Source organism: Erythrobacter sp. SG61-1L, from assembly GCF_001305965.1.
Lineage (GTDB): Bacteria > Pseudomonadota > Alphaproteobacteria > Sphingomonadales > Sphingomonadaceae > Andeanibacterium.
Genome location: NZ_JXQC01000003.1, coordinates 224,583 through 247,214, shown reverse-complemented (window position 1 = coordinate 247,214; position 22,632 = coordinate 224,583). Strand labels below are relative to the sequence as shown.

The following is a 22,632-nucleotide window of genomic DNA, read 5'->3' as shown; positions in this document are numbered from 1 at the left end:
ATATTGGCACACTCAGTCGCTTAGCAACGGAGCAACCTTCTATGACACTTATAAGCGATAGCTTATCGCTTGTAGCTCTGCTGAACCCATGGGGTGTGACCGGAAGGCTGGGGCTTGCCCTCCGGCCACATAGAAATCGGATCAGAAGCCGGAAACGCCTTCGCTCCAGCCGAGCCCGAGGGCCTTCTGCAACGCCACGAAATCGCTGGTCAATTTGGCGGTCGCCCGGTCGAGTGCCTGACGGGCGGAGTTGTGCGCCAGTTCCGCTTCCAGCAGGGCAGGCTTGCCCGCCGCGCCCAGTTCATAGCGCTGGCGTTGCAGGTCTTCGATCTTGGCGGCACTCTCTTCCGCCCTTGCAAGGCTGGCCACTGTCTCGCGCGAGGCGCGGAAGGCGGCAAGTGCATCTTCCACATCGCGCAACGCGCCCAGCACGGTACCGCGATAGAGCGCCTCCGCCTCGTCGCGCCGTGCTTCCGCCTGCCCGACCTGGGCTTTCGCCTTGCCGAAATCGAGGAAGTTCCATTGCAGCATCGGCGCGGCGACGGCGGTGAAATCGTCCAGATGGGTCAGATCGGCCAGATTGCTGCCGCCCAGCCCCAAAATGCCCATGAAATTGAGGCGCGGGAAACGCGCGGCTTCGGCCACACCGATCCGGGCGTTCTGCGCTGCCAGCCGCCTTTCGGCCACGCGAATATCGGGGCGGCGCTTGAGCAGTTCTTCCGGATTGCCGACAGCAACGCTGGCAGGCGGCAGCGGAATGGGCGCGACCTGCGCCAGCAGCGGATCGACCGCGCCGGGCGCCTCGCCCGTCAGGATCGCCAGCGCATTGGCATAGCTCTGCGCTTCCGCCCGCAGCGGCGCAACCTGCTGGCGCGCCTGTTCCAGCGCCGAATTGGCTTGTTCCACTGCCACTGAAGTGCCCGAACCCAGTTCGAAACGCTGGCGGGCATAGGCCGCCAGTTCCTCACGCTGCTTCACTGCCGCTTCGGCAAGGGCCAGGCCCTGCCGACGCTCGCGATAGGAGATATAGGCCTCGGCCACGGCGGCAGTGAGGCTGACCTGCGCATCCTGCGCGCTTGCCTCGGCACCGGCCAGTTCGGCCCGCGCAGCCTCGTCCTTCCGGCGCTGGCCGCCGAAAAGATCCACTTCCCACGCGGCATTGAGGCCAAGATTGAAGAAATTGGTCGAAGTCGTCCCGCCAGATTCCTCTTCCGTGGTGGGTTCACCGCTCGAATTTCCACCACCCAGATCGGGAATGCGGACATGGGCGGCAACGCCCATGGCGGTGAGCGACGGCTTGCTGCCGGCCTTTTCCACCGCCAGTGCCGAACGGGCGCCGCCAATGCGCGCCTTGGCCGCCGCAAGATCCGGGCTGCCGGCAAGGGCGCGCGTTTCCAGTTCGTTCAGCACCGGATCGCCCAGCCCGGTCCACCAGTCAGCCAGCGCGGGCTGGCCCTGCGCGAAATCGCCTTCGGCGCGCACGAAGCCGTCGCCACCACCGGCAGAACCGAGTGCGGGCGGCCCGGCATAATCGGGGCCGACGGTACAGGCCCCCAGCGTAAGCAGGGCGGGCAGGATCAGGTGGCGCGTGGAATATCGCATCGCTTGTCTCAATGGGCCGGAGCGGCGGAAATGTCCTTGGGCAGCGGACGCAGCAGCAGGACGAGCGGAGTAACAATCAGGATGCCCACCGCGAGCAGCCAGAACATGTCGTTATAGGTCATCACCAGCGCCTCGCGCGTGATACTGCCGGAAATGGCACGCAGGGCAGTATCGGTGCCGCCCAGCATCTGTGCCATGCCAGAGACATGATCCTGCACAGCCAGGCTGTTGGCTTCCAGCGTTTCCTCGATCCGGCGCGAATGGAACCACAGGCGCTGTTCCTGCACCGTGGCGATCGCCGCCAGTGCCAGAGAACCGCCGATGTTACGCGCCGCATTGAACAGGCCGGAGGCATCGCCCGCATATTGCGGCGGCACGGAGGAAATCGCTGCCTGATTGAGGAACAGGAAAGCCAGCACCGTACCCACACCGCGCAGCAGCTGAGATTCGACGAAATCGCCGCCAACCGAATTGGCCGTGAGCGCCGTATCCACCCAGCAACTGAGCGAAAGGATGAGCAGGCCCACGATCACGGCAAGGCGTATATCAAAATAGCGCATCAGCAATGGGGCAATGAACATCATCATCATCGACGGAATGCCCGAGATCATGACGACCTTGCCCGCCTGCAGGGCATTGTAATCGGCAATGGACGCCAGGAATTGCGGGATGACGTAGGACGTGCCGTAGATCACCATCCCCAGCATCACAGCCATCACCACCACCGCGCCAAACTGTCGGTCAAACAGCAAGGCGAGGCGGATAATCGGGTCTTTCGCGCGGAACTGGCCCCAGATCATCATCGCATAGCCGATGGCGGAAACCGCAGTGAGCTGGATGATGAGGGTGGAGGAGAACCACTGTTCGCGATTGCCCTCTTCCAGCACCACCGTCATGCAGCCAAGGCCGATGGACAGGCCGAACAGGCCCAGCCAGTCCGCATCCTTCAGCAGTTCGGGCTTCATCTTCTGGTTCGGCAGGCCGACCAGCAGCAGCACGACCAGCAGGGCGCAGATCGGCACGTTGATGAGGAAGGCATAGTGCCAGCTGAATTCCTCGGTCAGCCAGCCACCCAGCAGAGGGCCGACCACCGGGCCGAGAATGGCGGTGACCCCGAACAGGGATGTGCCGATGGGCTGCTGGTGCCGTGGCAGGCGCGTGGCGATGATGGTCATCGCCGTGGGGATCATGCCCCCACCGGCAAGGCCCTGCCCCGCACGGCCGATAATCATGGTCGTCAGATTATCGGCAACGCCGCACAGCACCGAAAAGGCAGTGAACAGCACGGCCGAGATCAGCAGGAACCGGCGCAGGCCAAACAGCCTTTCCAGCCATGCGCAAAGCGGCACGATGATGATTTCCGCCACGAGGAAGGACGTGGCGATCCACGTCCCTTCCGTGCCGCTCGCGCCGATTTCGCCCTGGATCGTGGGCAGCGCGGAATTGACGATGGAAATGTCCAAAGTCGCCATCATCGCGCCCAGCGTGCCGGCCATCACCGCCAGCCATGCGCCAAGATCGGCGTTTGGCGGGCGCGTGCCGGCAGCAGGCGCTTGCTTTTGGGCGGCGGCGCCAGCCATTACTTCTTCGCCTGCTCCAGCGCCTTCTGCTCTTTGGCGATCTTCTCGATCGAACCCTTGGCAGAGCGCGTATCGACCGAGACATGCACCGACATGCCCGGCACCAGCAGGGCGCGGGTTTCAGGCCCGGCTTCCACCGCGATCCGCACCGGAACGCGCTGGACGATCTTGGTGAAATTGCCCGTGGCGTTTTCAGGCGGCAACAGCGAGAATTGCGCGCCGGTGCCGGGGGCGATGCTTTCGACCTTGCCCTTCAGCTCAACGCCTTCCAGCGCATCGACCTCGATCGAGACCGGCTGGCCCACACGCATCAGGCCAAGCTGCGTTTCCTTGAAATTGGCCGTGATATAAAGCTGCTGCACCGGCACGATCGACATGGCGCGAGTGCCGGGCTGCACGAACTGGCCCGGCTGCACGGTCTTGTTGCCGATGCGGCCTGCGATGCTGGCGCGCACCACCGTTGAACCCAGATCGACATCGGCGGCCGCACGCTGCGCAACCCCGCCTTCGGCCTGGGCCTTGGCCTGGCCAACCTGAGCCTCCAGCGTCGCGACACGGCGCTGGGCGCTGGCAAGGTTGGCCTTGCGGGCCGCAACGGCGGCTTCGGCCCGTTCGAACTGGCTGCGCTTCTCGGCAAAGGTTTCGCGCGATTCAGCACCGCTGGCGGCCAGTGCCTCGTAACGGTCGCGGATGGTCTTCGCGAAACGCAGATCGCTTTCGGCAGAAGCAAGCTGGGCAATGGCCCCATCCACGGCAGCATGCTGCTCCGCGATCTGGGCCTGCAGGCCCTTGGCGCTGGCATTTGCCATGTCGATCTGCGCCTGCGCCTGCGCCACCTGCGAGCGATAATCGCGCGGATCGATGCTGAACAGCGGATCGCCCGCAGAAACAGCCTGATTGTCCGCCACGAAGACCTGTTCGACATAGCCGGCCACCTTGGGCGCCACGACTACGGCATCGGCCTGGACATAGGCATCTTCCGTGCCCTGCACATAGCGGCCGACCATCCAGTAATTGGCGAACCAGCTTGCGCCCAGCACCAGGGCCACGATGACCACGCCCAATATGACCAGCCGCACACCCTTGCGCTTCAGGGGCGATGGCTTCGCCTCGGCTGCAGACGCGTTTTCGTCCGCACCGAGTTCTTCGGCGGTAGGGCTCGTCACTGTCTCTTGATCCTTTCGAACGACTCACAAAAGAGCCGGAACTGCTTGCCAGATGCTCGCAATTGCAGCATATGGCAATACCATATATTGTGGGACCACAACAATGTCGGAACTGGAGCCTCTCGTCTCCGCCTATGCGGAACTCTATCTGCAGCTGATGCGGACGATGGATCGTCGCATGGCTGATCAGGGCGCGTCGCTCGCGCGGACCAAGCTTCTGCTTTGCCTGCAGAAAAGGGGGCCGCTGCGCGCCACCGACATTGCCGATTTCTTCAGCCAGTCCCCCCGCACGGTGACCGAAGCCATCGACGGACTCGAGCGTGACGGGCTGGTGGAACGCAAGCCCGACCCGGATGACCGGCGTGCCAAATTCATCAACGTGACCGAAAAAGGACTCGAAGCAGCCGCCAAGACCGAGCCGCTGCGCCGCCAGTTGATCGACCAGACTTTCGGCACGCTGGACGATGATGAGCGCGCAACGCTGCTCAGGCTGCTCAACAAGGCTTCGGCCAGCCTCAAATCGGCAGATGCGGCCGACTGACGCGCTTTAGCGCGGCTTGGCCCCGCGCTGGCCAGAAAGCCGGCCATGCGTTATTATTGCCTGCAGGTTCCCCCGCCACTTGCCGGGAGGCAGCGCATGAAGCAGCGGCAGGATTATTTCGCCAATCGCCGGGAAGCCGGGCGGCTGCTGGCCGATGCTATCGAGCCGCTTGGCCTTGCCGATCCGGTCGTGCTGGCGCTGCCGCGCGGCGGCGTGCCGCTGGGCTTCGAGCTTGCGCGGCGGCTGAAGGCTCCGCTGGACATATTGCTGGTGCGCAAGATCGGCGCACCGGGGCATGAGGAATACGGCATCGGCGCGCTGGTTGACGGCGCCGCACCGCAGATCGTGATCGACGAGCGAGCCGCCAGCCTGACCGGCGCCGACGCTGCCTATATCGAGCGGGAGACCGCACGCCAGCTCGCCGAGATAGAGCGCCGCCGCGCCGCCTATCGCACCGGCGATCCCATCCCCCTGGCCGGACGCAATGTCGTGGTGGTGGATGACGGGATCGCCACTGGCGGCACGGTGAAGGCCGCCCTCAAGGCGCTGGCGAAAGTCGGCGCAGCTTCGGTTACGCTTGCCGTGCCGGTCGCCCCGCGTTCGGCCCTGTGGCAGCTTGAACCGCTTTGCGGGCAGATTGTCTGCCTCTCCTCACCTGAGCCGTTCTATGCCGTCGGCGCGCATTATGGGGACTTCGCCCAGACCGAAGACGCCGAAGTGATCGACTTGCTGGCCAAGGCGCGCGGGAGGGATGCCCTAGGGGCAGCGTGAGAACCCGTCAGGCATCATTGGGTGCCGTTCTGCACCCCTTCAGGCGCCTTGAGCCTCCCTTTTGCCGTCCTTGAATTCCTTATATGAATCAAGCACTTCACGCAGACGAGCCAGTGCCTCTTCACGCCGGCGCTCATCATGGATGCGGGCCAGTTCGCCCTTCAGCCCGGTGACAAAGGCGGCATATTCATTCTGCCAATCCCGCCCAACCGCCTGCTGCGCCTCGATATTTCCGGTCGCGATACGCTTGGCGGGCTTGCCCGGGGAAAGGCCGTAAGTCTCGCCCAGTTCAGGCAGGCGCACTGTCAGGTCTGGCATTACCCGCTGCAACTCGCGCCGCATGCCCTCCATCCCTTCCGGCTCCCCATGATCCAGGATCAGACTGCCGGAAATCGGCGCCCGCGCCGCAATCCAGGCGAGCAGTTCACCCTGATCGGCATGGGCGGAATAGTGGTCAATCCTGCGAATTTGCGCCCGAACACGCACTTCCGCCCCGGAAATGCGCACCCGTGGCGCGCCTTCGAGAATGACACGCCCAAGCGATCCCTGCGCCTGAAAGCCCACGAACAGCACGGTGGAATCCCGCCGATGGAGGTTGTGGACCAGATGATGCCGAATCCGGCCACCCTCGCACATGCCCGAAGCCGCCAGAATGATCGCACCGGACACGGAGTTGAGCCGGATGGACTCCGATACGTCACCCACGAAGTGGAACGAGGGATGTTCGAACACATTCACCCCGCCCGTATCTTCAAGCCCTGCCGCATAGCGCGCAAAGACTGCCGTGGTCCGGCTTGCCAGCGGTGAATCGATGAACACCGGCACATTCGGGATCGCACCCTCGCGCAGCAGGTAAGCCAGATCGAGCAGCAATTCCTGCGTCCGCTCCAGCGCGAAGGCAGGGATCACCAGATTGCCGCCGCGCGTCATCGCCGCACGCACTTCCGCTTCCAGCAGCTTGCGCCGCTCCTCGATCGTGACCTTCTCCCGCTCCCGGTCACCATAGGTGGATTCACAGATCACATGGTCGAAACCGGCGGGGCCTTGCGGGTCGAGCAGGAAGGCCTTGTTCTCCGGCCCGACATCTCCCGAACACATCACCCTGACGCCGCCCGCCTCCAGCTCGACCGAGGCCGAGCCGAGGATATGGCCCGCATTCCACAGCCGCGCGCGGAAACCCGGTGCAGGTTCGAACCATTCTTCCAGTTCGACGGCACGGCACAGCTTCCATGCAGCGATGGCATCGCGCTCGGTATAGGCAGGCTCGAACGCATCCTCGCCCGCGCGGTCGCGCCGACGGTTGCGCCGCTCCGTATCCGCTTCCTGAATGCGCCCGGCATCGGCCAGCATATGCTCGAGCAGATCCTTCGTCGGCCCGGTGCACCAGATCGTGCCGGAAAAGCCCTGAGCCACCAGTTTGGGCAGCAATCCGCTATGATCGATATGAGCATGGGTCAGCACCACGGCGGGAAGGCGCGCCGGATCGAAGGCGAAGTTCCCCATATTGAGGTTTTCCAGCGTGCGAGAGCCCTGGAACATACCGCAATCCACCAGCAGCGATTGCCCGTCTCGCCGGAACTCCATGCAGGAGCCGGTGACAGTGCGCGCGGCACCATGGAAGGTCAGCGAAAGAGGATGTTCGGACATAGCACTCCTGTCAGCCCAGCCAGCGCTGGCGGCGGATTTCTGCGGCGATCAACGCGGCAAGCGGGATCGCCCCGTCGGACTTACCGACACTGTCTGTAAAACGCAGGGCGGCGATGCCCGCTTCAGCCATGCGGGCAAGATCGTCCGGACGGGCAAGGCCATGCGTCGCCAGCGCCTCGATCCGTGCGGCACCTGCCTCGCGCAGCAGGCGCGCAGCCTCAATCAGGGTCGCGCCGCTGGAAACGACATCGTCCACCAACACGGCCAAGCGCCCTTCCGCCCGCTCGACACCCGGAATGCGGATCGCCACTTCACGGTCGCCGCTACGCAGCTTTTCTCCCACCAGGACATCCAGCCCTAGCGGCGCGGCGATTGCCTCCACCCATTGGCGGGATTCGCTGTCCGGCCCCACCAACAGCGGGTAGTCAGCATCGGCGAGCACAGAGGAAAGGGCAGGCGCAGCGGAAAGGGCGACCGCCTCCGTGTCAGGCATGACCTCTTCCAGAGAATGGATCCGATGCAGATGCGGGTCCACAGTCAGGACCGCGTCGAAACGCTCCGCAAGCATCCCCGCGATCACGCGCTGGCTGACCGCTTCGCCCCGATGAAAGGCCACGTCTTGCCGCATATAAGCAAGATAAGGTGCAATCAGGATCAGCCTGCGCGCGCCGTTCTCGCGCAGGGTTGCCGCAGCCAGAAACAGTTCGATCAGCTTGGCATTGGGATCGTCCAGTGAACGATAGAGCAACGCAACTCCCTGCGTCGGCTCCACGCGCACAAGGCTCTCCCCGTCAGGGAAGCGGCGCAGAGCCACTTCGCTGAAACCGATGCCCAATTCCCCGGCCAACCGCATCGCGGCATCCCTGCCTTCGGGAAAAGCGAAGATCGTGCCTTCCATCACGCGATGCCATAGCCTGAGTTTTCCGCTGCGAGATCGCGCGCGAAGCCCAATCCCGTCTCGGAATTGGCGTGAATGCGATAAATCGGCTCGCCGCCGGTAACGGAACTGCCCACCTTATGCAGCAGATCTATGCCCGCGCCCTTGTCCATCGGGGCGCCGGCAAGGCGGGCAATGCGGGCGATCCGTTCGCAATCGATGGCCACCACAGTGCCCCCGCGCGGCGCGAGTATCTCATGGAAGTTCGCCCCCGGCCCGATATGCTCCGTCCGCTTCCCCTGTGCATCTATCAGCCGTTCCATCGCCGCCAGCGCGGCACCATTGGCCAGCAATTCACGGGCCCGTTCATGCCCTTCCCCGCCCTTGAGTGCGGGATCGAACTCCAGCACGTGCCCGGCAAGCAGCAGTCCACGCTCGCGCAAGTCAACAGGCGCATCGGGATCGCCGCGCAACACTTGCATAACGTCCCGCGCCTCCAGCACCGGACCGATACCCCGCCCGATGGGCTGGGAGCCATCGGTAAAGATCACATCGGTGACGAGACCGAGATGGCCGGCAATATATTCGAACAGCTTGCGCAGCCGAACCGCATCGCGTTGGCTGCGGACCTTGGCAGTCGGCCCGACAGGAATGTCGATCACCAGATGGGTCGATCCCGCAGCAACCTTCTTGGACAGGATCGAGGCGACCATCTGTTCGAAAGTATCAAGCCGCAATGGCCGTTCGACCGAGATCAGAACGTCGTCCGCCGGGGAAAGGTTCACCCGTCCGCCCCAAGCCAGCACTGCCTTTTCCCGCGCGACGATCTCCTGCATCCGGGCTTCTGTAAGATCCACATCGGCCAGCACTTCCATCGTATCGGCCGTGCCGGATGGCGAAGTGATCGCTCGGGAGGAGGTCTTGGGGCAGATCAGGCCATGGGCAGCAACGATGGGCACAACGATCATCGAGGTGCGGTTGCCCGGGATCCCGCCGATGCAATGCTTGTCCACCACCAATGGGGAATCCCAGTGGAGGCGATTGCCGACGGCAATCATTGCGCGGGTCAGGGCCAAAGTCTCATCAGTGCTCATGAAACCGGCGCAGGCTACCAGAAAGGCGCCGATTTCCATCGGGGAATAGAGGTGGGTCGCCACGTCGCGCACGATGGCGGTAATCTCCCCCTCGCCCAGCGTGTAGCCGCCGATCTTGCGGCGAACATATTCGAGACTGTCCGGAGCGAGCGCCTGTTCGAAACTGACTTCCGTGCCCTCAGGAAGGCCAAGTCGGCGGAAGGCCTGTTCGCCCAAGCCGATTTCACCCGGCTCGACAATGGCCGGATCGTCAACCAGCGCCAGAGTGGCGAGGATTTCCCCGCAATCGGCCTTCACGCGCAATTTGCGCAAGGCCTGAAACTGCTCTGGCGAATAGTGATTGCCATGGCGCAGCAGGAAGGCCGTGTTTTCCGGATGGGTATCAATCGGTATGCGCCGAATCTTCGGCATCGCTCTGCCCTTGGAATTATTCTCCGGGCTTTAGGCAGTTGGCGCAGCCGTGTCACCCGTCGCCGGCCAGAACCTGTCAGGCGCGCAGGATCGCCTCGCCCGCCTCCACCATAGTCTGCATGATCCCTACCCCGTCGCTATAGGGCTGAAGTGAATGCGCCAGCCGGGCGAAATCGGGCAATGGTAGTGCTTCCTGAAAGGCGATGCCGTGACGATATTCTCGCCGCCAGCAAATATGGGCGTAGCGATGTTCCATCCCCGGCATCCCGATTTTCAGCAATTGGCCGACCGGAATCTGACGCCCCGCCTCAATGCAGGCACCCTGAGCGGAAAAGTTCAGCATCAATGCCTGTCCGGGCTGGCCATCGGCGATGAAGGAGACCTCGTGCTGCAACGAAAGGCGGATCGGCCGCCGGGCGCCAAGACCGGATTCACGCGTGAATTCCTCCACTTCGACTTGCGCCGAGAACAGGAAACCGGAGAACTCGCCGTCAATCCAGCGCCGCTCCATCGCATAGAGTTCACCATTGGCGAGCTCGAGGAACATGTGGGTTTCAGGCGGATGGGCGTGGAACAGGCGCAGTCGGGTGCCACTTTGCGACACGTCTTGCACGATGCACGCATATTCGCCGCTCAGGCAGCGCAATTTCGCCACCCGCATCAGTAGCCGGTGCCGCTTGCCGCTGCGCCGCTCGGAGAGGCTCCTCGACTTGGCAGCATTCGTCTCGATCGGCGCCAGCATCGCACTTTCCTTCCATCGGCCGGGTTTGGCCCTCGGCCGCGTTTGGTGCGCCGGTTTATGGTAAACGAAACCTACGGTATCAAACTTAACAAGCCGCTAACCATCCGGTCAGGCAAGCCCCTGACCTGGGCGCCGTATTCACCTGTGCAACCAGATGCCCGGTCAACTCACAGAGATTGAGGGCGGATTACGCACCCCCTCAAAAAATGAAATATACTCATATTTACATAAGGTAGAATTGAAACTAGGCAGACGCCCCAGATTCGCGATCGAGGGGGAGTGACTTGTCTCTGGAGGGGCTGGCCCAATCTGGCTGGGCAGAACGCGAGGCGCTTGAGGCCGCAAGAGGCCTGTTGTTCGACTGGGACGGATGTGTCGCGGTGAATAACCGGATTCTGCCGTCCGCCGCGCGGTTGATCGCCCGGCATCTGGAACGCGTGGCTGTCATCACGAACAATTCGACCCATCTGCGGGAAGATTTCGTCCGTATTCTTGAACGCAACGGCCTGGAAATTCCGGAAGAGCGCATCTTCACCGCGGGGATCGAGGCCCTTCATCGCGTGCGGGATAGCGGCTGCACACGAGTGCTGATGCTTTCATCCACCGCGATGCGGCGCCATGCGCTCGATCTGGGCATTCCGCTCGTCCGCGAAGAGCCAGATCTCGTCCTGCTGATGCGTGACCCCCGCTTCACCTATGCCAAACTGGAACGCGCAGCCAATGCGCTGCGCGACGGAGCAAGGCTGGTGGTTGCCAATGCGGACCGGGCCCACCCCGGAGTTGGCGGGCGACTGGTGCCGGAAACCGGCGCGCTGCTCGCCGCCCTGCTCTCTTGCGCCGGCGAATACGCCCCCGCCCCTGAAATGATCGGCAAGCCGGGTCCGATATTGTTTGATCGGGCCTGCAAACATCTGGGCATAGGCCCGGCCGAAGCGGTGATGATCGGCGACAATCCCGAAACCGATGGTGAAGGCGCACTGCAATTCGGAATCCGCCCGATCCTGATCGGCGGCAACTCTCGGCTGCGCATGGACGATTTGCTGGAACCCTTGGCCGCCGAATAGTCAGAAGCGCTTGATCGACAAGACGTCGAAGGTCTTCTTCAGCACATCGGTGGCGTGATCGTAATCCGTCAGGGCCAAACCGGCGATCAATGCATCGACCACGCAAATCTGCGCGATACGGCTGGTCATCGCCTCGGTCCGGAAACGGGTCTCGCGCGCCATTGTGAACAGTACGATGTCGGCATAGGCCTGAATTGGCGACCGGGCGAAGTTGGTGATCACGATCGTCTTCGCCCCAGCCTCCCTGGCAAGACGCGTTGCCGCCACCGTCTCATGCGTGGCGCCGCTGTGAGAGATTGTGATCGTGGTCACGTCAGGATCGCAGCGCGATGCGCTGATCGCCTGGACGTGACTGTCGGTCACCGCCCGTGCGTCCAGCCCGATGCGCAGCATGCGGTAATGCGTGTCTTCGGCGATCGGCGCCGAGGAGCCGATGCCATAGATCTCCACTCGCTTGGCCCCACGCACGGCCCCAACCGCCCGCTCCAGCGCGTCCGGCTCCAGTACGGACAAAGTGTCGCGCAATGCCTGAATGCCCGAATGGAAGACCTTGCGGCAGATCGTATCCATGTCGTCATTGCGTTCCAGATCCTCGTGAATGAACTGGACTGGCTGGACGATCTCCTGTGCAAGGCTGAGCTTCATCTGCTGGAAGCCGGACAGGCCAATGGAGCGGCAGAAATTGATCACGCTGCCTTCACTTACTCCTGTCGCCTCGGAAAGCTCCGTCACGGACATGCCGACGATCTCTTCCGGGCGTTCCAGAATGAACTGGGCAATGCGCTGGGCGCTCTTCGCCATATTGGGCTGAGCAACGCGGATTCGCCCCAGTGCGTTTTCGACGGGGCGGTTGTCCGCCTGAGACGCCCTGCCCTTCGGCGTCTTCACGCCTTTGCCGTTAGTTGCCACCTCTGCCCCCTTCACAATTTTTGCGCGTGTGCACCATGCATGCTCAACAACGATACCGCCAGCATTGAGTAGCACTCAATTCCGGAAAGCCCCGCGATTTCCGCAGGCTGCGCGCTTCAGCGGCGCCGAAATCTCAATCCGAAGTGCGCTTTTCTTACTTTATGACTCGCATTGAAATGAGTGTTTTTCATTCAAGTGTCACATGGACCCCATAGTGGCCAGCCCGCAGGCGATGGAACCGAATCGCAACCGGCTGATGCCCGAGGGGCAACACCGCGGCCGGTCCGGTTCCCCGCTTCGGGACAAACCATTTCAGGGGACTAGCGGTGAACAAACGCTCTTATCATTCGGTCGCGCATATTCTGGCGATGCTGGCGGCAGGCTCCGCCTTCACGGCCGCCCCGGCGCATGCAGAAGCCGCCGCCGAAGCAGGTGCGCCCGGCGAAGGCGCCATCGTCGTCACCGGCGAGGCCGTGAAGGCTTCCCAGGTAGCCGAAGAAGCCGCCGAGTTCGGCAATTACGTGCAAATCGTCTCCTCGCAGGAAATCGAAGCCAGCGGCGCCAGCAACTTCGCCGAACTGGCCCAGTTCCTGATCAAGGGCGCCAATGTCGGCTATTCGCCGGACGAAGGCGAATACACCATCCGCCTCGATGGTGGCGGCGACCGTGACACTCTGGTCGTGCTCGACGGTGTGCCCCTGTACGACCGCGGCCCCGCTCTGGAGGAAATCTGGGGCACCACCACCATCGATCCGCACATGATCGACCATGTGGAAGTGTTCCGTGGCGGCAACAGCCTGTTCTTCGGCTCGAACGGCGGCATCGGCGTGGTCAGCATCAAGACCAAGCGCCCCACCGGCGAGAACAAGGTGGAACTGGGCGCCAGCTACGGTTCGTTCAATTCGCGCGAATTGTGGGGCAATGCCCAGGCCAAGCTGGACAGCGACGGCAAGCTGGGCGTGATGGTCTATGGCAGCTCGCAGAACACCGATGGCCCGCGCATCTTCAATCCCGCTGATTTCGTGGACAATGTGGCCGCTGCCGGCGCCATCCAGAAATACCCGCTCAACCGCAACAATGTGGGCATCAAGTTCCGTTACGCCCCGAGCGACGCGACCGAGATCACGCTCAACGGCCAATACACCCAGATCGAGTTCCAGGATGCCTTCCCGGACAATGAAACCTATTCGCCCAACCGCGTGCGTTATCCCATCATTGATGGCGGCATCTCGCACCGCTGGTCGGATGCGGTTCTGACCGAATTTTCGGCCTATTGGAGCAATCCCAAGCTCAACAATACAGAAACCTATGCCGAAATCTGTCGCCAGCCCGCCGGTTGTATCAACCCCGACACCGGCAAGACGATCGCGTTCGGCAAGGCCACCGGCCATTCGATCCCCTACGCCAACAAGGGCTTCGGCGCGGATTCCAAGGTCAGCGGCTTCATGGAATACGGCCTGAACCTGCGGAACACGGTGACGCTGGAAAATGTCGGCGAAGCCGTGTTCGGGGCGCAGCGCACGTCCTATCGCAATGATTCCGATCCGGTTTTCCCGATCAGCAATGACTGGAACACCACGACCGGCATCTATGCGGACCTTCGTCCCGTGCTGCCCTTCAGCCCGAACACCGCCATCAGTCTTGCAGGCCGCCTGGACTTCTCCAAGGCGTTCGACAGCAAGTTCATCTGGAAGTTCGGCCTGCGTCAGCCCATCGGTGCGTTCTACATCCGCGCCAATGGCGGCACGTCGTACAGCCTGCCCAAGACCAACGAACTCTATGCCGAAAGCGCCACCACCGTTGGCAACCCCGACCTGAAGCCGGAATCGACCGAGACCTATAATGGAGCAATCGGCTTCCAGAAGGACCTGGGCGGCGCCAATCTGCGGATCGAGGCCGGCCTGTTCCACACGGACATCACCAACCGCATCCAGGGCACTTCGGGCCTGACGCCGAACACCTATTACAACAACACCGCCGTCACCCAGATCCGCGGCATCACTGCCGATCTCGATCTGGCGATCGGCAAGGAATGGGTGCTCAACCTCGGCTTCACCAAACAGAGCGCACATCTAAAGGGTTCAGACCTGCAGATCAACGAAACGCCCGAATACATGATCCAGGGTACGTTGAACTGGAACTCGCCCGACCAGCGTTTCCACGTCAGCCTGTTCCCCCGTTACCAGGGGCCTGAATGGGCCACGGGCGGCGTCGGCGGCGTGCTTCGCCACAATTTCGGCAATTACTTCGTGATGAACGGGTCGATTGCCTATTGGGCGGGTGATGACCTGCAGCACCGCTTCCAGCTGCGTCTCGTGAACATCCTCGATGAGAAATATGCCGAACGCTACGGCTACGGCAACATGCGCTTCAGCGAGGCCTTCGTCCGCGGCGAGATCACGACCAGCAGCCCGGAATATTACTACGGCTATCCGTTCGAAGGAAAGCCGCGCAGCGTGTTCGTCTCCTACTCGACGAGCTTCTGACCCCATCGCCGGGCGGGATATCCCTCATCTCCCGCCCGGCACCCCATTTTTCCAGAAGAATCCGCCCTTTGACCGCCACATTCAACCCAGTTTCATCCGCCCGTCATGCCGCAGGCCTAGCGGCCCGGCAGGATGTGCGTCTGTCCAGGAGGATGGGATCATGAAACTCAAGTTGAAGAAAGCTTTGCAGGGCATTTTTGCGCTGGCGCTGTTGGGCCTTGCGGCCTGTTCCGACCAGGGCGGCGAGGCGGAGAAACACCCGCTGCAGGTGCTGCTCATACCGGCCGATGGCGGCACGGAAAGCGGCACTCTGGCCGATTACCGCCCGATCTTCGACGCAGTCGGCAAAAGCTCCGGGATCGATTTCGATCTCAAGGTAGCTCAATCCTACGGCGCCGTGGTGGAGGCCCTGTGCAGTGGCAATGCCGACATCGCCTTTGTCGGCCCGGTCACTTATCTTCAGGCCAAAGAGCGCGATTGCGCCCAGCTTCTCGCCGTGGGCGTGAAGGACGGGCAATCGATCTATTATGCAGGCATCTTCGCCCGCAAGGATTCCCCGATCCGCACGATTGCCGATCTGAAGGGCAGGAGCGCCGCCTTCGGCGATGTGAACTCCACCTCGTCCTTCGCCTATCCGCTGGCCATGATGATCGAAGCCGGGGTCGATCCGGTGAAGGATCTTTCCGCCCTTCGCCTCACCGGCAGCCATGCTAACAGCCTTGCCGCGCTGATCGAGGGCCGCGTCGATGCCGCCGCACTGTCGTTCGATTCCTATGACAAGGCCGTGCGCGAAGGTGTGCCCGGCGCAACGGATGTGAAGGTAATCGCCCGCAGCGAGCCGATCCCTTATCCGCCGCTGGTGGTGAACAGCCGCCTGCCGGAAGAAACCAAGGCCAAACTGCGCAATGCCTTCGAAGGCGTTGCCAAGGCGCCGGGCATCAAGCCCGAAATGATCCGCGGCTATGCCGGGGCCAAGCTTGATGGCTACGACGCCCATTTCCCGCCCGAAAAGTTCGACGGTGCTGCGCGCAAACTGGCGCTGGTGACCGACGAGATGAAGGGCGAGATCCTGAAAAAGGCCTCCGAACGGTGAGTGCCGCCGGTCTCGACATAAGGTTCGAAGGGCTGGCCAAGTGCTGGCCCGACGGCACGCGTGCATTGGATACCGTCGACCTGGCAGTTCCCGCCGGGCAGTTCTGCGTGCTGCTGGGCCATTCCGGCGCGGGCAAATCCACTCTGCTGCGCTGTGTGAACGGGCTGGAAACGCCGAGCGAGGGCCGCGTGCTGATCGGCGGGCAGGAAGTCGATCGACGGTCCCTGCCCGGCCTGCGCCGCCGCATCGCCATGGTTCACCAGCATTTCGGCCTCGTCTCGAGATCGAGCGGGGCGGCCAATGTGATGGCCGGCGCGGTTGCTCGGCTTCCACTCTGGCGCGTGCTGACGGGCCTTTATCCTGAAGCCCTGAAGCGCAAGGCCTGTGCCTTGCTGGAGGCGGTCGGCCTGGAAGAGGCGCATCTGCGCCGCCGGGCCGAACAGCTTTCCGGCGGGCAGCAGCAGCGTCTCGGCCTTGCCCGTGCCTTCATGGCCGATCCGGCGATCATTCTGGCGGACGAGCCGGTGGCCAGCCTCGACCCTGCGCTTGGCCGCGAAGTTCTGGAACTGCTCAAGGCGCAGGCGCGCGAACATGGCACCACGGTGCTGTGCAGCCTGCACCAGCTCGATCTGGCACGCGCCTTTGCCGACCGGATCGTGGCGCTGCATCGCGGCCGGGTGATCTTCGACGGGCCGCCCGATGCGCTGTGCGAACGCGATCTGGCGGTAATCTACGCAAGGGCGGAACCTGCAGCGCAAGCCGATACGGCACCTCTGCCACTGCCGCTGAAGGAGGCCGTATGACTGTCGCCTCCCTCCGCTCGCAGGCATGGGCCTATCCGCAGCCCTTCGGCACGAAGACCGTGCTGATCGTCATCGCCGCACTGGCCCTGTTGTTCTTCACCGGGCAGCGCGTGGAAGTCGGCAAGATGCTGTCACTCACCGGCACTGCCCTGCTCGAAAAGACGGGGGTGGCGAACAATTCGGGGGCCGGCGAGGGTCTGGGCAATGTGATGGACCGGCTGTTCCCGATCCAGATTTCCGATCGGCAGGACGTGGCCCGGATGGAGCACTTCGATCCCGGCCATCTGCCGCCCTTTGCCTATCTGGAAGAAGTCCGCTCCACCGAACAGACGCTCAACCCGGCCACGCTGCAGCTTGAGGCCAGGCCCGTCACGAAGACCTATCTGGTCCGGCCGCTGGGCTATGTGGGCCATGTCGCGATCAAGATTCTCGAGACGCTGGAAATCGCCCTGTGGGGCACGCTGGTGGGCATAGTGCTCGGCCTGCCGCTGGCCATGCTGGGCGCGCGCAACATCACCCGGCAAGGCGGCGTTCGTTTCCTTGCCCGCTCTGTGGTCAGCTTCCTGCGCGCGGTGCCGGAACTGATCAGCGCGCTGTTTCTGGTGATTGCCTATGGTTTCGGGCCGATTGCGGGCTTCATGGCGCTGGGCCTTCACGCCGCAGGCGCGCTGGGCAAGTTCTATGCCGACGACATGGAAAATGCCGATCCGCGCCCGCAAGAGGCGCTAGCGGCCATCGGCGCGGGCCAGCTGGCCATCTGGCGCCTGTCCGTGCTGCCGCAGGTGATGCCGCAATTCATCGGCGCGACGCTCTACGTGCTCGACCGCAATGTCCGCATGGCCACCGTTATCGGCCTCGTGGGCGGTGGCGGCATCGGGCAGGAGTTGAAGGGTCGCTATGACATGTTCGAATATGGCCATGTCGGCACGATCCTGATCGCCATCTTCCTTGTCGTGCTTGTGCTGGACCACATTTCGGCCCGGCTGAGGCGACGCTTCCTCTGATCCCATCCCCTGCAGGAGTGTCCCGTGGTGAAGAACAACAGGCGCGATTTTCTGAAAGGCATCGGCACGCTGGGCGCCGCCTCCGCCTTTCCGCTCAGCATCGAACGGGCACTGGCCCTGCCTGCCAAGCGCGTATCGGGCACTATCAGGGATGTGAAACACATCGTGATCCTGATGCAGGAAAACCGCAGCTTCGATCACTATTTCGGCACAATGAAAGGCGTTCGCGGCTTTGGTGACCGGCACACCGTGCCGCTACCTGGTGGACGCAGCGTGTGGGAACAGCATAATGGCGCGCGCGTGCTACCGCCCTTCTGGCTGGACACGGAAAAGACCAACGGCATGAAAGTGCCCGGCACGCCGCACAGCTTTTCCGACGCACAGGCAGCATGGAACCAGGGCAGCTTCGGCATGTGGCCCAAGTTCAAGACCGACTATTCCATGGGCTATTACAAGCGCGAGGACATCCCCTTCCAGTTCGCGCTGGCAGAGGCCTTCACCATTTGTGACGCCTATCACTGCTCCATCACCACCGGCACCGATCCCAACCGGATCGTGTTCTGGTCCGGCTCCAACTTCGACCCGGCCGAACAGGCCGCAGGCCGCAATTGCCGCGAGGACAAGTCCGAGCCGAACAATCTGCGCTGCTGGATCAAGGGGTCATTGCCCGAACCGGGCTACACCTATGCCGGTAACGATCTGGAATGGCAGACCATCCCCGAAGTGCTGGAACAGCACGGGGTGGACTGGCGCATCTATCAGGACCCGAACGATAACTGGACCGGCGCGATGCATGGCGGGCTGGCCTTCCGTGGCTTCCGCAACTGCAAGCCGGGCGAACCACTTTACGAGCGCGGGATGAAGCACTGGTCGCTCGAACAACTGGAACAGGACGTGCTGGACGACACCCTGCCCGCCGTATCCTGGGTGCTGCCGCCAAAGGAATGGTCGGAACACCCGTCGGCCTCCACTCCCATCGAAGGCGCGGAATATACCGCCCGCATTCTCGACGCGCTCACTGCCAATCCGGATGTCTGGGCCAGCACTGTCTTCTTCCAGACCTTCGACGAGAATGACGGGCTATTCGACCATCTGCCCCCGCCCGCCCCGCCTTCCTACAATCTCGATGGCACGCTGGCCGGCAAATCGACCTTCCCGCTGGACGGCGAATATTTCGACGACCACGAAGACAAATATACCTCGCGCGACGACAATGTCTCCGGCACCACCCGCCCTTTCGGCCTCGGGCCGCGCGTTCCGCTCTATGTCGTCTCCCCCTGGAGCAAGGGCGGCTGGGTAAGTTCGGAGACATTCGACCATACCTCGGTCGGCCGCTTCCTCGAGCAGCGCTTCGGCGTGACCATCCCGGCAATCAGCCCGTGGCACCGAAAGATGTGCGGCGACCTGACATCCTGCTTCGATTTCAGCATGGAAGGCGATGCCGCCTTCCCCGCCCTGCCCGATGCAAGCGGTTCGGTGGCGGTGCTGGCCGAGCACCTCAAGCGCCCCAAGATCCTGCCCCCGCGCGCGGATGAAGGGCTGTTTCAGGAAGAAGGCCTGCGCCGTGCGCGCCCGCTGCCCTATGTGCTGCATGTCGACGCAAGGGCCGCCGGCAAGGCGATCACGCTCGGCTTCATCAACGATGGCAAGGTGGGTACCACCTTCCACGTCTATGACAAGCTCCACCTCGACCGCATCCCGCGCCGCTATTGCGTGGAAGCGGGCAAGGCGCTGAGCGACGAATGGGCGATCGACCCGGCACAGGGTGCGGACCTGCTGGTGCTTGGCCCCAACGGCTTCATGCGTTCCTTCACCGCACGTGCCGGCGCCGCCCTGCCCGCCTTCACTGCACGCTACGATACAGCAGGCCAGTCGGTCGGCCTGACGCTGGAAAACGCCACACAAGGCGATCTCGCCCTGACGCTGGGCAATGATCTGTACGGTGCGAACCCGCGCAAGCAGCTTGCGCTGGCACAAGGAAAGAAAGCCAACGCCAGCTGGCCCACCTCGCAGAGCCATGGCTGGTACGATTTCACTATCGACGCGGAAGGCTGGACCATCCGCCTCGCGGGCCGCATCGAAGACGGTAAACCGGGCATGAGCGATCCGCTAATGCGGGCCTGAGAGTTGGGAGAGCGCGGCGCCCGAGCGCCGGGCGTTTGTCCGGACAGGGTGATGAACGCCGCCCCATCCGGCTTTCATTCCTCGCCCCAGCCACCGTTCGTCCTGAGCCTGTCAAAGGACGCGCACTACCCATTGATCAAGGGGCCGCCTCGGCCGGATGCCGAACGCGAACTGGCGATGCTACAATGCCCCAACAATTAACGTCTCGCGCGTCCTTCGACAGGCTCAGGACGAACGGGTTTGGGTGTAAAAGCCCCTACCCCTTCAGCGAGGCAATATAGGCCCGCCAGCCGCCAAACGACGTGACGTCCTTCGATCCCTCCATCGCACGGGGTTCGGCCACGAAGCCTTTCACTTCACTGCCATCGTCCAGCGTCACCGTGCCGATGGCCAGCGGCGCGGGAACTTCTTCCACGAAGCTGCCGAAGCTGGCGTAATCCATCTCGTAGATTTCCAGTTCCAGCGCAGAACCATCCGCTTCGCCCACGTGGATCAGTGCCGGCTTGGGCGGCGTGGTTTCCATTGCATAGAGGCGATAGGCGGGCGCGGTTTTGGCTTTACGGACCAGCCGGGCATTGCGTTCTTCCAGCTGGAAGTGGAGCGGCATGCCATGCAGATGCGCGCCCACCACGGCGAGATGGATGTCCGCCTTGTGCGGCGTTTCGTCGAGCGGCGGCGTGGCGGACATGGTCTGGTTCTCCTGAAAGGCGGAAGCGAAATCGAGCAGGAAGCCATCGGCCCATGCCGGGCCCATCAGCGTGATGCCGAAACCCGTACCATTGGCGCGGAACCCTGCCGGAATGGCCAGCGCGCTCATGTCCAGCAGGTTCACGAAATTGGTGTAGAGGCCCAGATTGCTGTTCAGCGCCACCGGATCGGCCAGCAATTGATCCTTGGTGTAGATCGTGGGCGTGGTGGGCAGCACCAGCAGGTCCACCGCGCGCCAGATGGCCTGTGCGGCCCGTTCATAGTGCTTGAGGGCATATTGCCCCTCGAAGGCATCGACCGCGCTCTTGCTCACACCAGACTGGACGATCCCGCGCACGACCGGGTGGATCGCCTTGGGGTTGGTTTCCAGCAGATCCTTCAGCGCGGCAGTGCGTTCCGCCACCCAAGGGCCGGAATAGAGCAGCTGCGCGCAATCGAGCAGTTGGGAAATATCCACTTCCGCCACTTCGCCCAGCGTGGCGGCATGACGCGCAGCCTCGGCGTAGAAAGCGGCGGAATCCTCGTCGCCCAGGAAGTGCAAATCTTCCTTGCGGGGAATGCCGATGCGCGGCTTTTCGGGTGCAGCGAAAGCGCCGGCCTCGCGCGAATAGATGTCTTCCTCGTCGAAAGATGTCAGCACGGCGTCCACCGCGCGGGCATCCTCCAGCGAATGGGCGAACACGCTGACGCAATCGAGCGAGCGGCAGGCCGGAAGCAATCCGCGAGTGCTCCAGCGGCCCTTGGTGGGCTTCAGCCCGACAAGGCCGTTGAACGCTGCGGGAACCCGGCCTGAACCCGCCGTATCGGTGCCTAGCGCAAAGGCGACTACACCGGCCGCGACTGAAACGGCAGAGCCTGAACTCGATCCGCCCGAGACGAAGGCCTTGTCGAATACGCAGCCACAGGCGCCGTAGGGGGAACGAGTCCCCACAAGGCCGGTAGCGAACTGGTCCAGATTGGTCTTGCCGATCAGCACTGCACCGGCCACCTGCAGCAGTTCCACCACTCGTGCCGAGCGTTCGGGAACATAGCCTGCCGAAGGGCAGGCTGCCGTCGTCACCATCCCGGCAACGTCGAGATTGTCCTTGGCGGCGAAAGGGACGCCCGCGAGCGGAAGGTCTTCCCCCGCGGCAATCCTGCGGTCCACCTCGGCGGCGGCGGCCAGCACATCGGCGGCGGGAACCCGCGAAATCCAGACCTGCGGTTGCACAGCCTCATAGGCATCCGCACGTGCAAGGGCATCTTGCGCGATCTTGACCGCCGAACTTTCGCCCGAACGCACCGCAGACAGGATTACCCCGATCGAGCCGAACGGCCCGATACGTTCGCTCATTCCGCTACTCCATCAGATAAGGAAGCTACCGGGCGCCCGAAGGCGCCCGCCAGCACAATCATGCGTCGACGCCAACCTGCCAGAGTTCGCGAGCCGTTTCAAACACGCCCTGATCGTAGGAGAATTCGATCGTGTTCCCGTCCGGATCCTTCAGGAAGCAGATGTAGCCCACGTCTTCCTTGGGAAACTGCATCGGGCCCAGGGCAAGGCAGCCGCCTTCACGGCCCAGTTCGGCCACAGCGTCAACCGCTTCCTTGGTGGGCAGTTCGATGCCGATATGAGCAAAGGGCCCCAGCGGAAGGTGCTGCTTGGGTGCGAAGGGATCATGGCCTTCGAAGAACTGCCCGGCCACGAGCACGAATGCGCGATCCTTCTCGTTCGGATCGGCAAGCCAGACGTTCTTCCCATCCTCGTCTTCGCGCTGGCGCAGAACACGCAGATGCGTGTACTTTTCATACCAGGCGATAGTGTCATCGACGCTTTTGACAGCGAGTGCGAGGTGGGTCCAGGTGGCCTTCTTGGGGCCAACCGAATGAACGATCTGATTCACCTTGGTGCTTCCTTCCACTACGGATTGGCCTGCAACCTATCACCGCAGACGCATGGGCACTTTGCCACTGATGCCCAGATTTTGAACTCTACGCGCACGACATGGCGTGTCGCGACGCATTTCCGTC

18 protein-coding genes are annotated in these 22,632 nt (G+C 63.0%); 8 read left to right on the top strand and 10 right to left on the bottom strand.

What is annotated here, in order from left to right; translation table 11 throughout:
• Window positions 1-141: 141 nt before the first annotated feature.
• The 3 genes from SZ64_RS01475 to SZ64_RS01465 form a co-directional block, all read right to left on the bottom strand.
• Entirely contained in the window at window positions 142-1,602 is a 1,461-nt protein-coding gene (locus tag SZ64_RS01475; RefSeq protein ID WP_054529206.1) for an efflux transporter outer membrane subunit, read from the bottom strand.
• 8 nt (window positions 1,603-1,610) lie between these two features.
• A complete protein-coding gene (locus SZ64_RS01470; protein WP_241773081.1) occupies window positions 1,611-3,098 on the bottom strand; it encodes a DHA2 family efflux MFS transporter permease subunit in 1,488 nt (495 codons plus the stop codon).
• An 83-nt stretch (window positions 3,099-3,181) separates the two neighbouring features.
• The gene (locus tag SZ64_RS01465) at window positions 3,182-4,348 is read right to left on the bottom strand and encodes an HlyD family secretion protein (protein ID WP_054529204.1); all 1,167 of its coding nucleotides are present in this window, start codon (window positions 4,346-4,348) and stop codon (window positions 3,182-3,184) included.
• A gap of 103 nt (window positions 4,349-4,451) precedes the next feature.
• Between SZ64_RS01465 and SZ64_RS01460 the strand changes: the two genes are divergently transcribed.
• Window positions 4,452-4,889 carry a MarR family transcriptional regulator gene (locus tag SZ64_RS01460; RefSeq protein ID WP_054529203.1) on the top strand — a complete coding sequence of 146 codons (438 nt, stop codon included), beginning with the start codon at window positions 4,452-4,454 and terminating at the stop codon, window positions 4,887-4,889.
• A gap of 96 nt (window positions 4,890-4,985) precedes the next feature.
• On the top strand, window positions 4,986-5,660 hold the full coding sequence (locus SZ64_RS01455) for a phosphoribosyltransferase family protein (RefSeq protein WP_054532033.1): 675 nt from the start codon (window positions 4,986-4,988) through the stop codon (window positions 5,658-5,660).
• Window positions 5,661-5,699: 39 nt separating this feature from the next.
• On the opposite strand, the gene SZ64_RS01450 is transcribed toward SZ64_RS01455, so the two are convergent.
• The 4 genes from SZ64_RS01450 to SZ64_RS01435 form a co-directional block, all read right to left on the bottom strand.
• Complete coding sequence (locus SZ64_RS01450; RefSeq protein WP_054529202.1) at window positions 5,700-7,307, bottom strand: MBL fold metallo-hydrolase; 1,608 nt, start codon at window positions 7,305-7,307, stop codon at window positions 5,700-5,702.
• 10 nt (window positions 7,308-7,317) lie between these two features.
• Window positions 7,318-8,205, bottom strand: coding sequence for a ribose-phosphate diphosphokinase (locus SZ64_RS01445; RefSeq protein ID WP_082384382.1), 888 nt, complete (start codon window positions 8,203-8,205; stop codon window positions 7,318-7,320).
• On the bottom strand, window positions 8,205-9,689 hold the full coding sequence (locus SZ64_RS01440) for a thymidine phosphorylase family protein (RefSeq protein WP_054529201.1): 1,485 nt from the start codon (window positions 9,687-9,689) through the stop codon (window positions 8,205-8,207). The genes SZ64_RS01445 and SZ64_RS01440 overlap by 1 nt, the downstream gene beginning before the upstream one ends.
• Window positions 9,690-9,765: 76 nt before the next feature.
• Window positions 9,766-10,431, bottom strand: coding sequence for a PilZ domain-containing protein (locus SZ64_RS01435; RefSeq protein WP_054529200.1), 666 nt, complete (start codon window positions 10,429-10,431; stop codon window positions 9,766-9,768).
• 284 nt (window positions 10,432-10,715) lie between these two features.
• Here SZ64_RS01435 and SZ64_RS01430 point away from each other — a divergent pair, with 284 nt between their 5' ends.
• The gene (locus tag SZ64_RS01430; RefSeq protein ID WP_156313413.1) at window positions 10,716-11,495 is read left to right on the top strand and encodes an HAD-IA family hydrolase; all 780 of its coding nucleotides are present in this window, start codon (window positions 10,716-10,718) and stop codon (window positions 11,493-11,495) included.
• On the opposite strand, the gene SZ64_RS01425 is transcribed toward SZ64_RS01430, so the two are convergent.
• The gene (locus SZ64_RS01425; protein WP_241772957.1) at window positions 11,496-12,404 is read right to left on the bottom strand and encodes a MurR/RpiR family transcriptional regulator; all 909 of its coding nucleotides are present in this window, start codon (window positions 12,402-12,404) and stop codon (window positions 11,496-11,498) included. It abuts the gene before it with no gap.
• A 326-nt stretch (window positions 12,405-12,730) separates the two neighbouring features.
• Here SZ64_RS01425 and SZ64_RS01420 point away from each other — a divergent pair, with 326 nt between their 5' ends.
• From SZ64_RS01420 to SZ64_RS01400, 5 genes are all read left to right on the top strand, one after another.
• Complete coding sequence (locus SZ64_RS01420; RefSeq protein ID WP_241772956.1) at window positions 12,731-14,890, top strand: TonB-dependent receptor; 2,160 nt, start codon at window positions 12,731-12,733, stop codon at window positions 14,888-14,890.
• Between the two features lie 160 nt (window positions 14,891-15,050).
• The gene (locus SZ64_RS01415; RefSeq protein WP_054529198.1) at window positions 15,051-15,983 is read left to right on the top strand and encodes a phosphate/phosphite/phosphonate ABC transporter substrate-binding protein; all 933 of its coding nucleotides are present in this window, start codon (window positions 15,051-15,053) and stop codon (window positions 15,981-15,983) included.
• Complete coding sequence (locus SZ64_RS01410) at window positions 15,980-16,786, top strand: phosphonate ABC transporter ATP-binding protein (RefSeq protein WP_054529197.1); 807 nt, start codon at window positions 15,980-15,982, stop codon at window positions 16,784-16,786. Before SZ64_RS01415 ends, SZ64_RS01410 begins: the two co-directional genes overlap by 4 nt.
• A complete protein-coding gene (phnE, locus tag SZ64_RS01405) occupies window positions 16,783-17,790 on the top strand; it encodes a phosphonate ABC transporter, permease protein PhnE (RefSeq protein WP_054529196.1) in 1,008 nt (335 codons plus the stop codon). The genes SZ64_RS01410 and phnE overlap by 4 nt, the downstream gene beginning before the upstream one ends.
• Before the next feature lie 24 nt (window positions 17,791-17,814).
• Window positions 17,815-19,914 carry a phospholipase C, phosphocholine-specific gene (locus SZ64_RS01400; RefSeq protein ID WP_054529195.1) on the top strand — a complete coding sequence of 700 codons (2,100 nt, stop codon included), beginning with the start codon at window positions 17,815-17,817 and terminating at the stop codon, window positions 19,912-19,914.
• 256 nt (window positions 19,915-20,170) lie between these two features.
• Here SZ64_RS01400 and atzF read toward each other — a convergent pair whose 3' ends face one another.
• Both atzF and SZ64_RS01390 read right to left on the bottom strand, forming a co-directional pair.
• On the bottom strand, window positions 20,171-21,955 hold the full coding sequence (gene atzF, locus SZ64_RS01395) for an allophanate hydrolase (RefSeq protein ID WP_054529194.1): 1,785 nt from the start codon (window positions 21,953-21,955) through the stop codon (window positions 20,171-20,173).
• 58 nt (window positions 21,956-22,013) lie between these two features.
• Complete coding sequence (locus SZ64_RS01390; protein WP_156313411.1) at window positions 22,014-22,505, bottom strand: VOC family protein; 492 nt, start codon at window positions 22,503-22,505, stop codon at window positions 22,014-22,016.
• Between the last annotated feature and the right edge of the window lie 127 nt (window positions 22,506-22,632).

What these genes read in the sequence shown, in the direction of transcription:
- SZ64_RS01435 (WP_054529200.1), bottom strand. Translation starts at nt 10,431, where the DNA reads ATGCTGGCGCCGATCGAGACGAATGCTGCCAAGTCGAGGAGCCTCTCC.
- SZ64_RS01455 (WP_054532033.1), top strand. Translation starts at nt 4,986, where the DNA reads ATGAAGCAGCGGCAGGATTATTTCGCCAATCGCCGGGAAGCCGGGCGG.
- SZ64_RS01440 (WP_054529201.1), bottom strand. Translation starts at nt 9,689, where the DNA reads ATGCCGAAGATTCGGCGCATACCGATTGATACCCATCCGGAAAACACG.
- SZ64_RS01445 (WP_082384382.1), bottom strand. Translation starts at nt 8,205, where the DNA reads ATGGAAGGCACGATCTTCGCTTTTCCCGAAGGCAGGGATGCCGCGATG.
- SZ64_RS01450 (WP_054529202.1), bottom strand. Translation starts at nt 7,307, where the DNA reads ATGTCCGAACATCCTCTTTCGCTGACCTTCCATGGTGCCGCGCGCACT.
- atzF (WP_054529194.1), bottom strand. Translation starts at nt 21,955, where the DNA reads ATGAGCGAACGTATCGGGCCGTTCGGCTCGATCGGGGTAATCCTGTCT.
- SZ64_RS01415 (WP_054529198.1), top strand. Translation starts at nt 15,051, where the DNA reads ATGAAACTCAAGTTGAAGAAAGCTTTGCAGGGCATTTTTGCGCTGGCG.
- phnE (WP_054529196.1), top strand. Translation starts at nt 16,783, where the DNA reads ATGACTGTCGCCTCCCTCCGCTCGCAGGCATGGGCCTATCCGCAGCCC.
- SZ64_RS01460 (WP_054529203.1), top strand. Translation starts at nt 4,452, where the DNA reads ATGTCGGAACTGGAGCCTCTCGTCTCCGCCTATGCGGAACTCTATCTG.
- SZ64_RS01470 (WP_241773081.1), bottom strand. Translation starts at nt 3,098, where the DNA reads ATGGCCGGCACGCTGGGCGCGATGATGGCGACTTTGGACATTTCCATC.
- SZ64_RS01475 (WP_054529206.1), bottom strand. Translation starts at nt 1,602, where the DNA reads ATGCGATATTCCACGCGCCACCTGATCCTGCCCGCCCTGCTTACGCTG.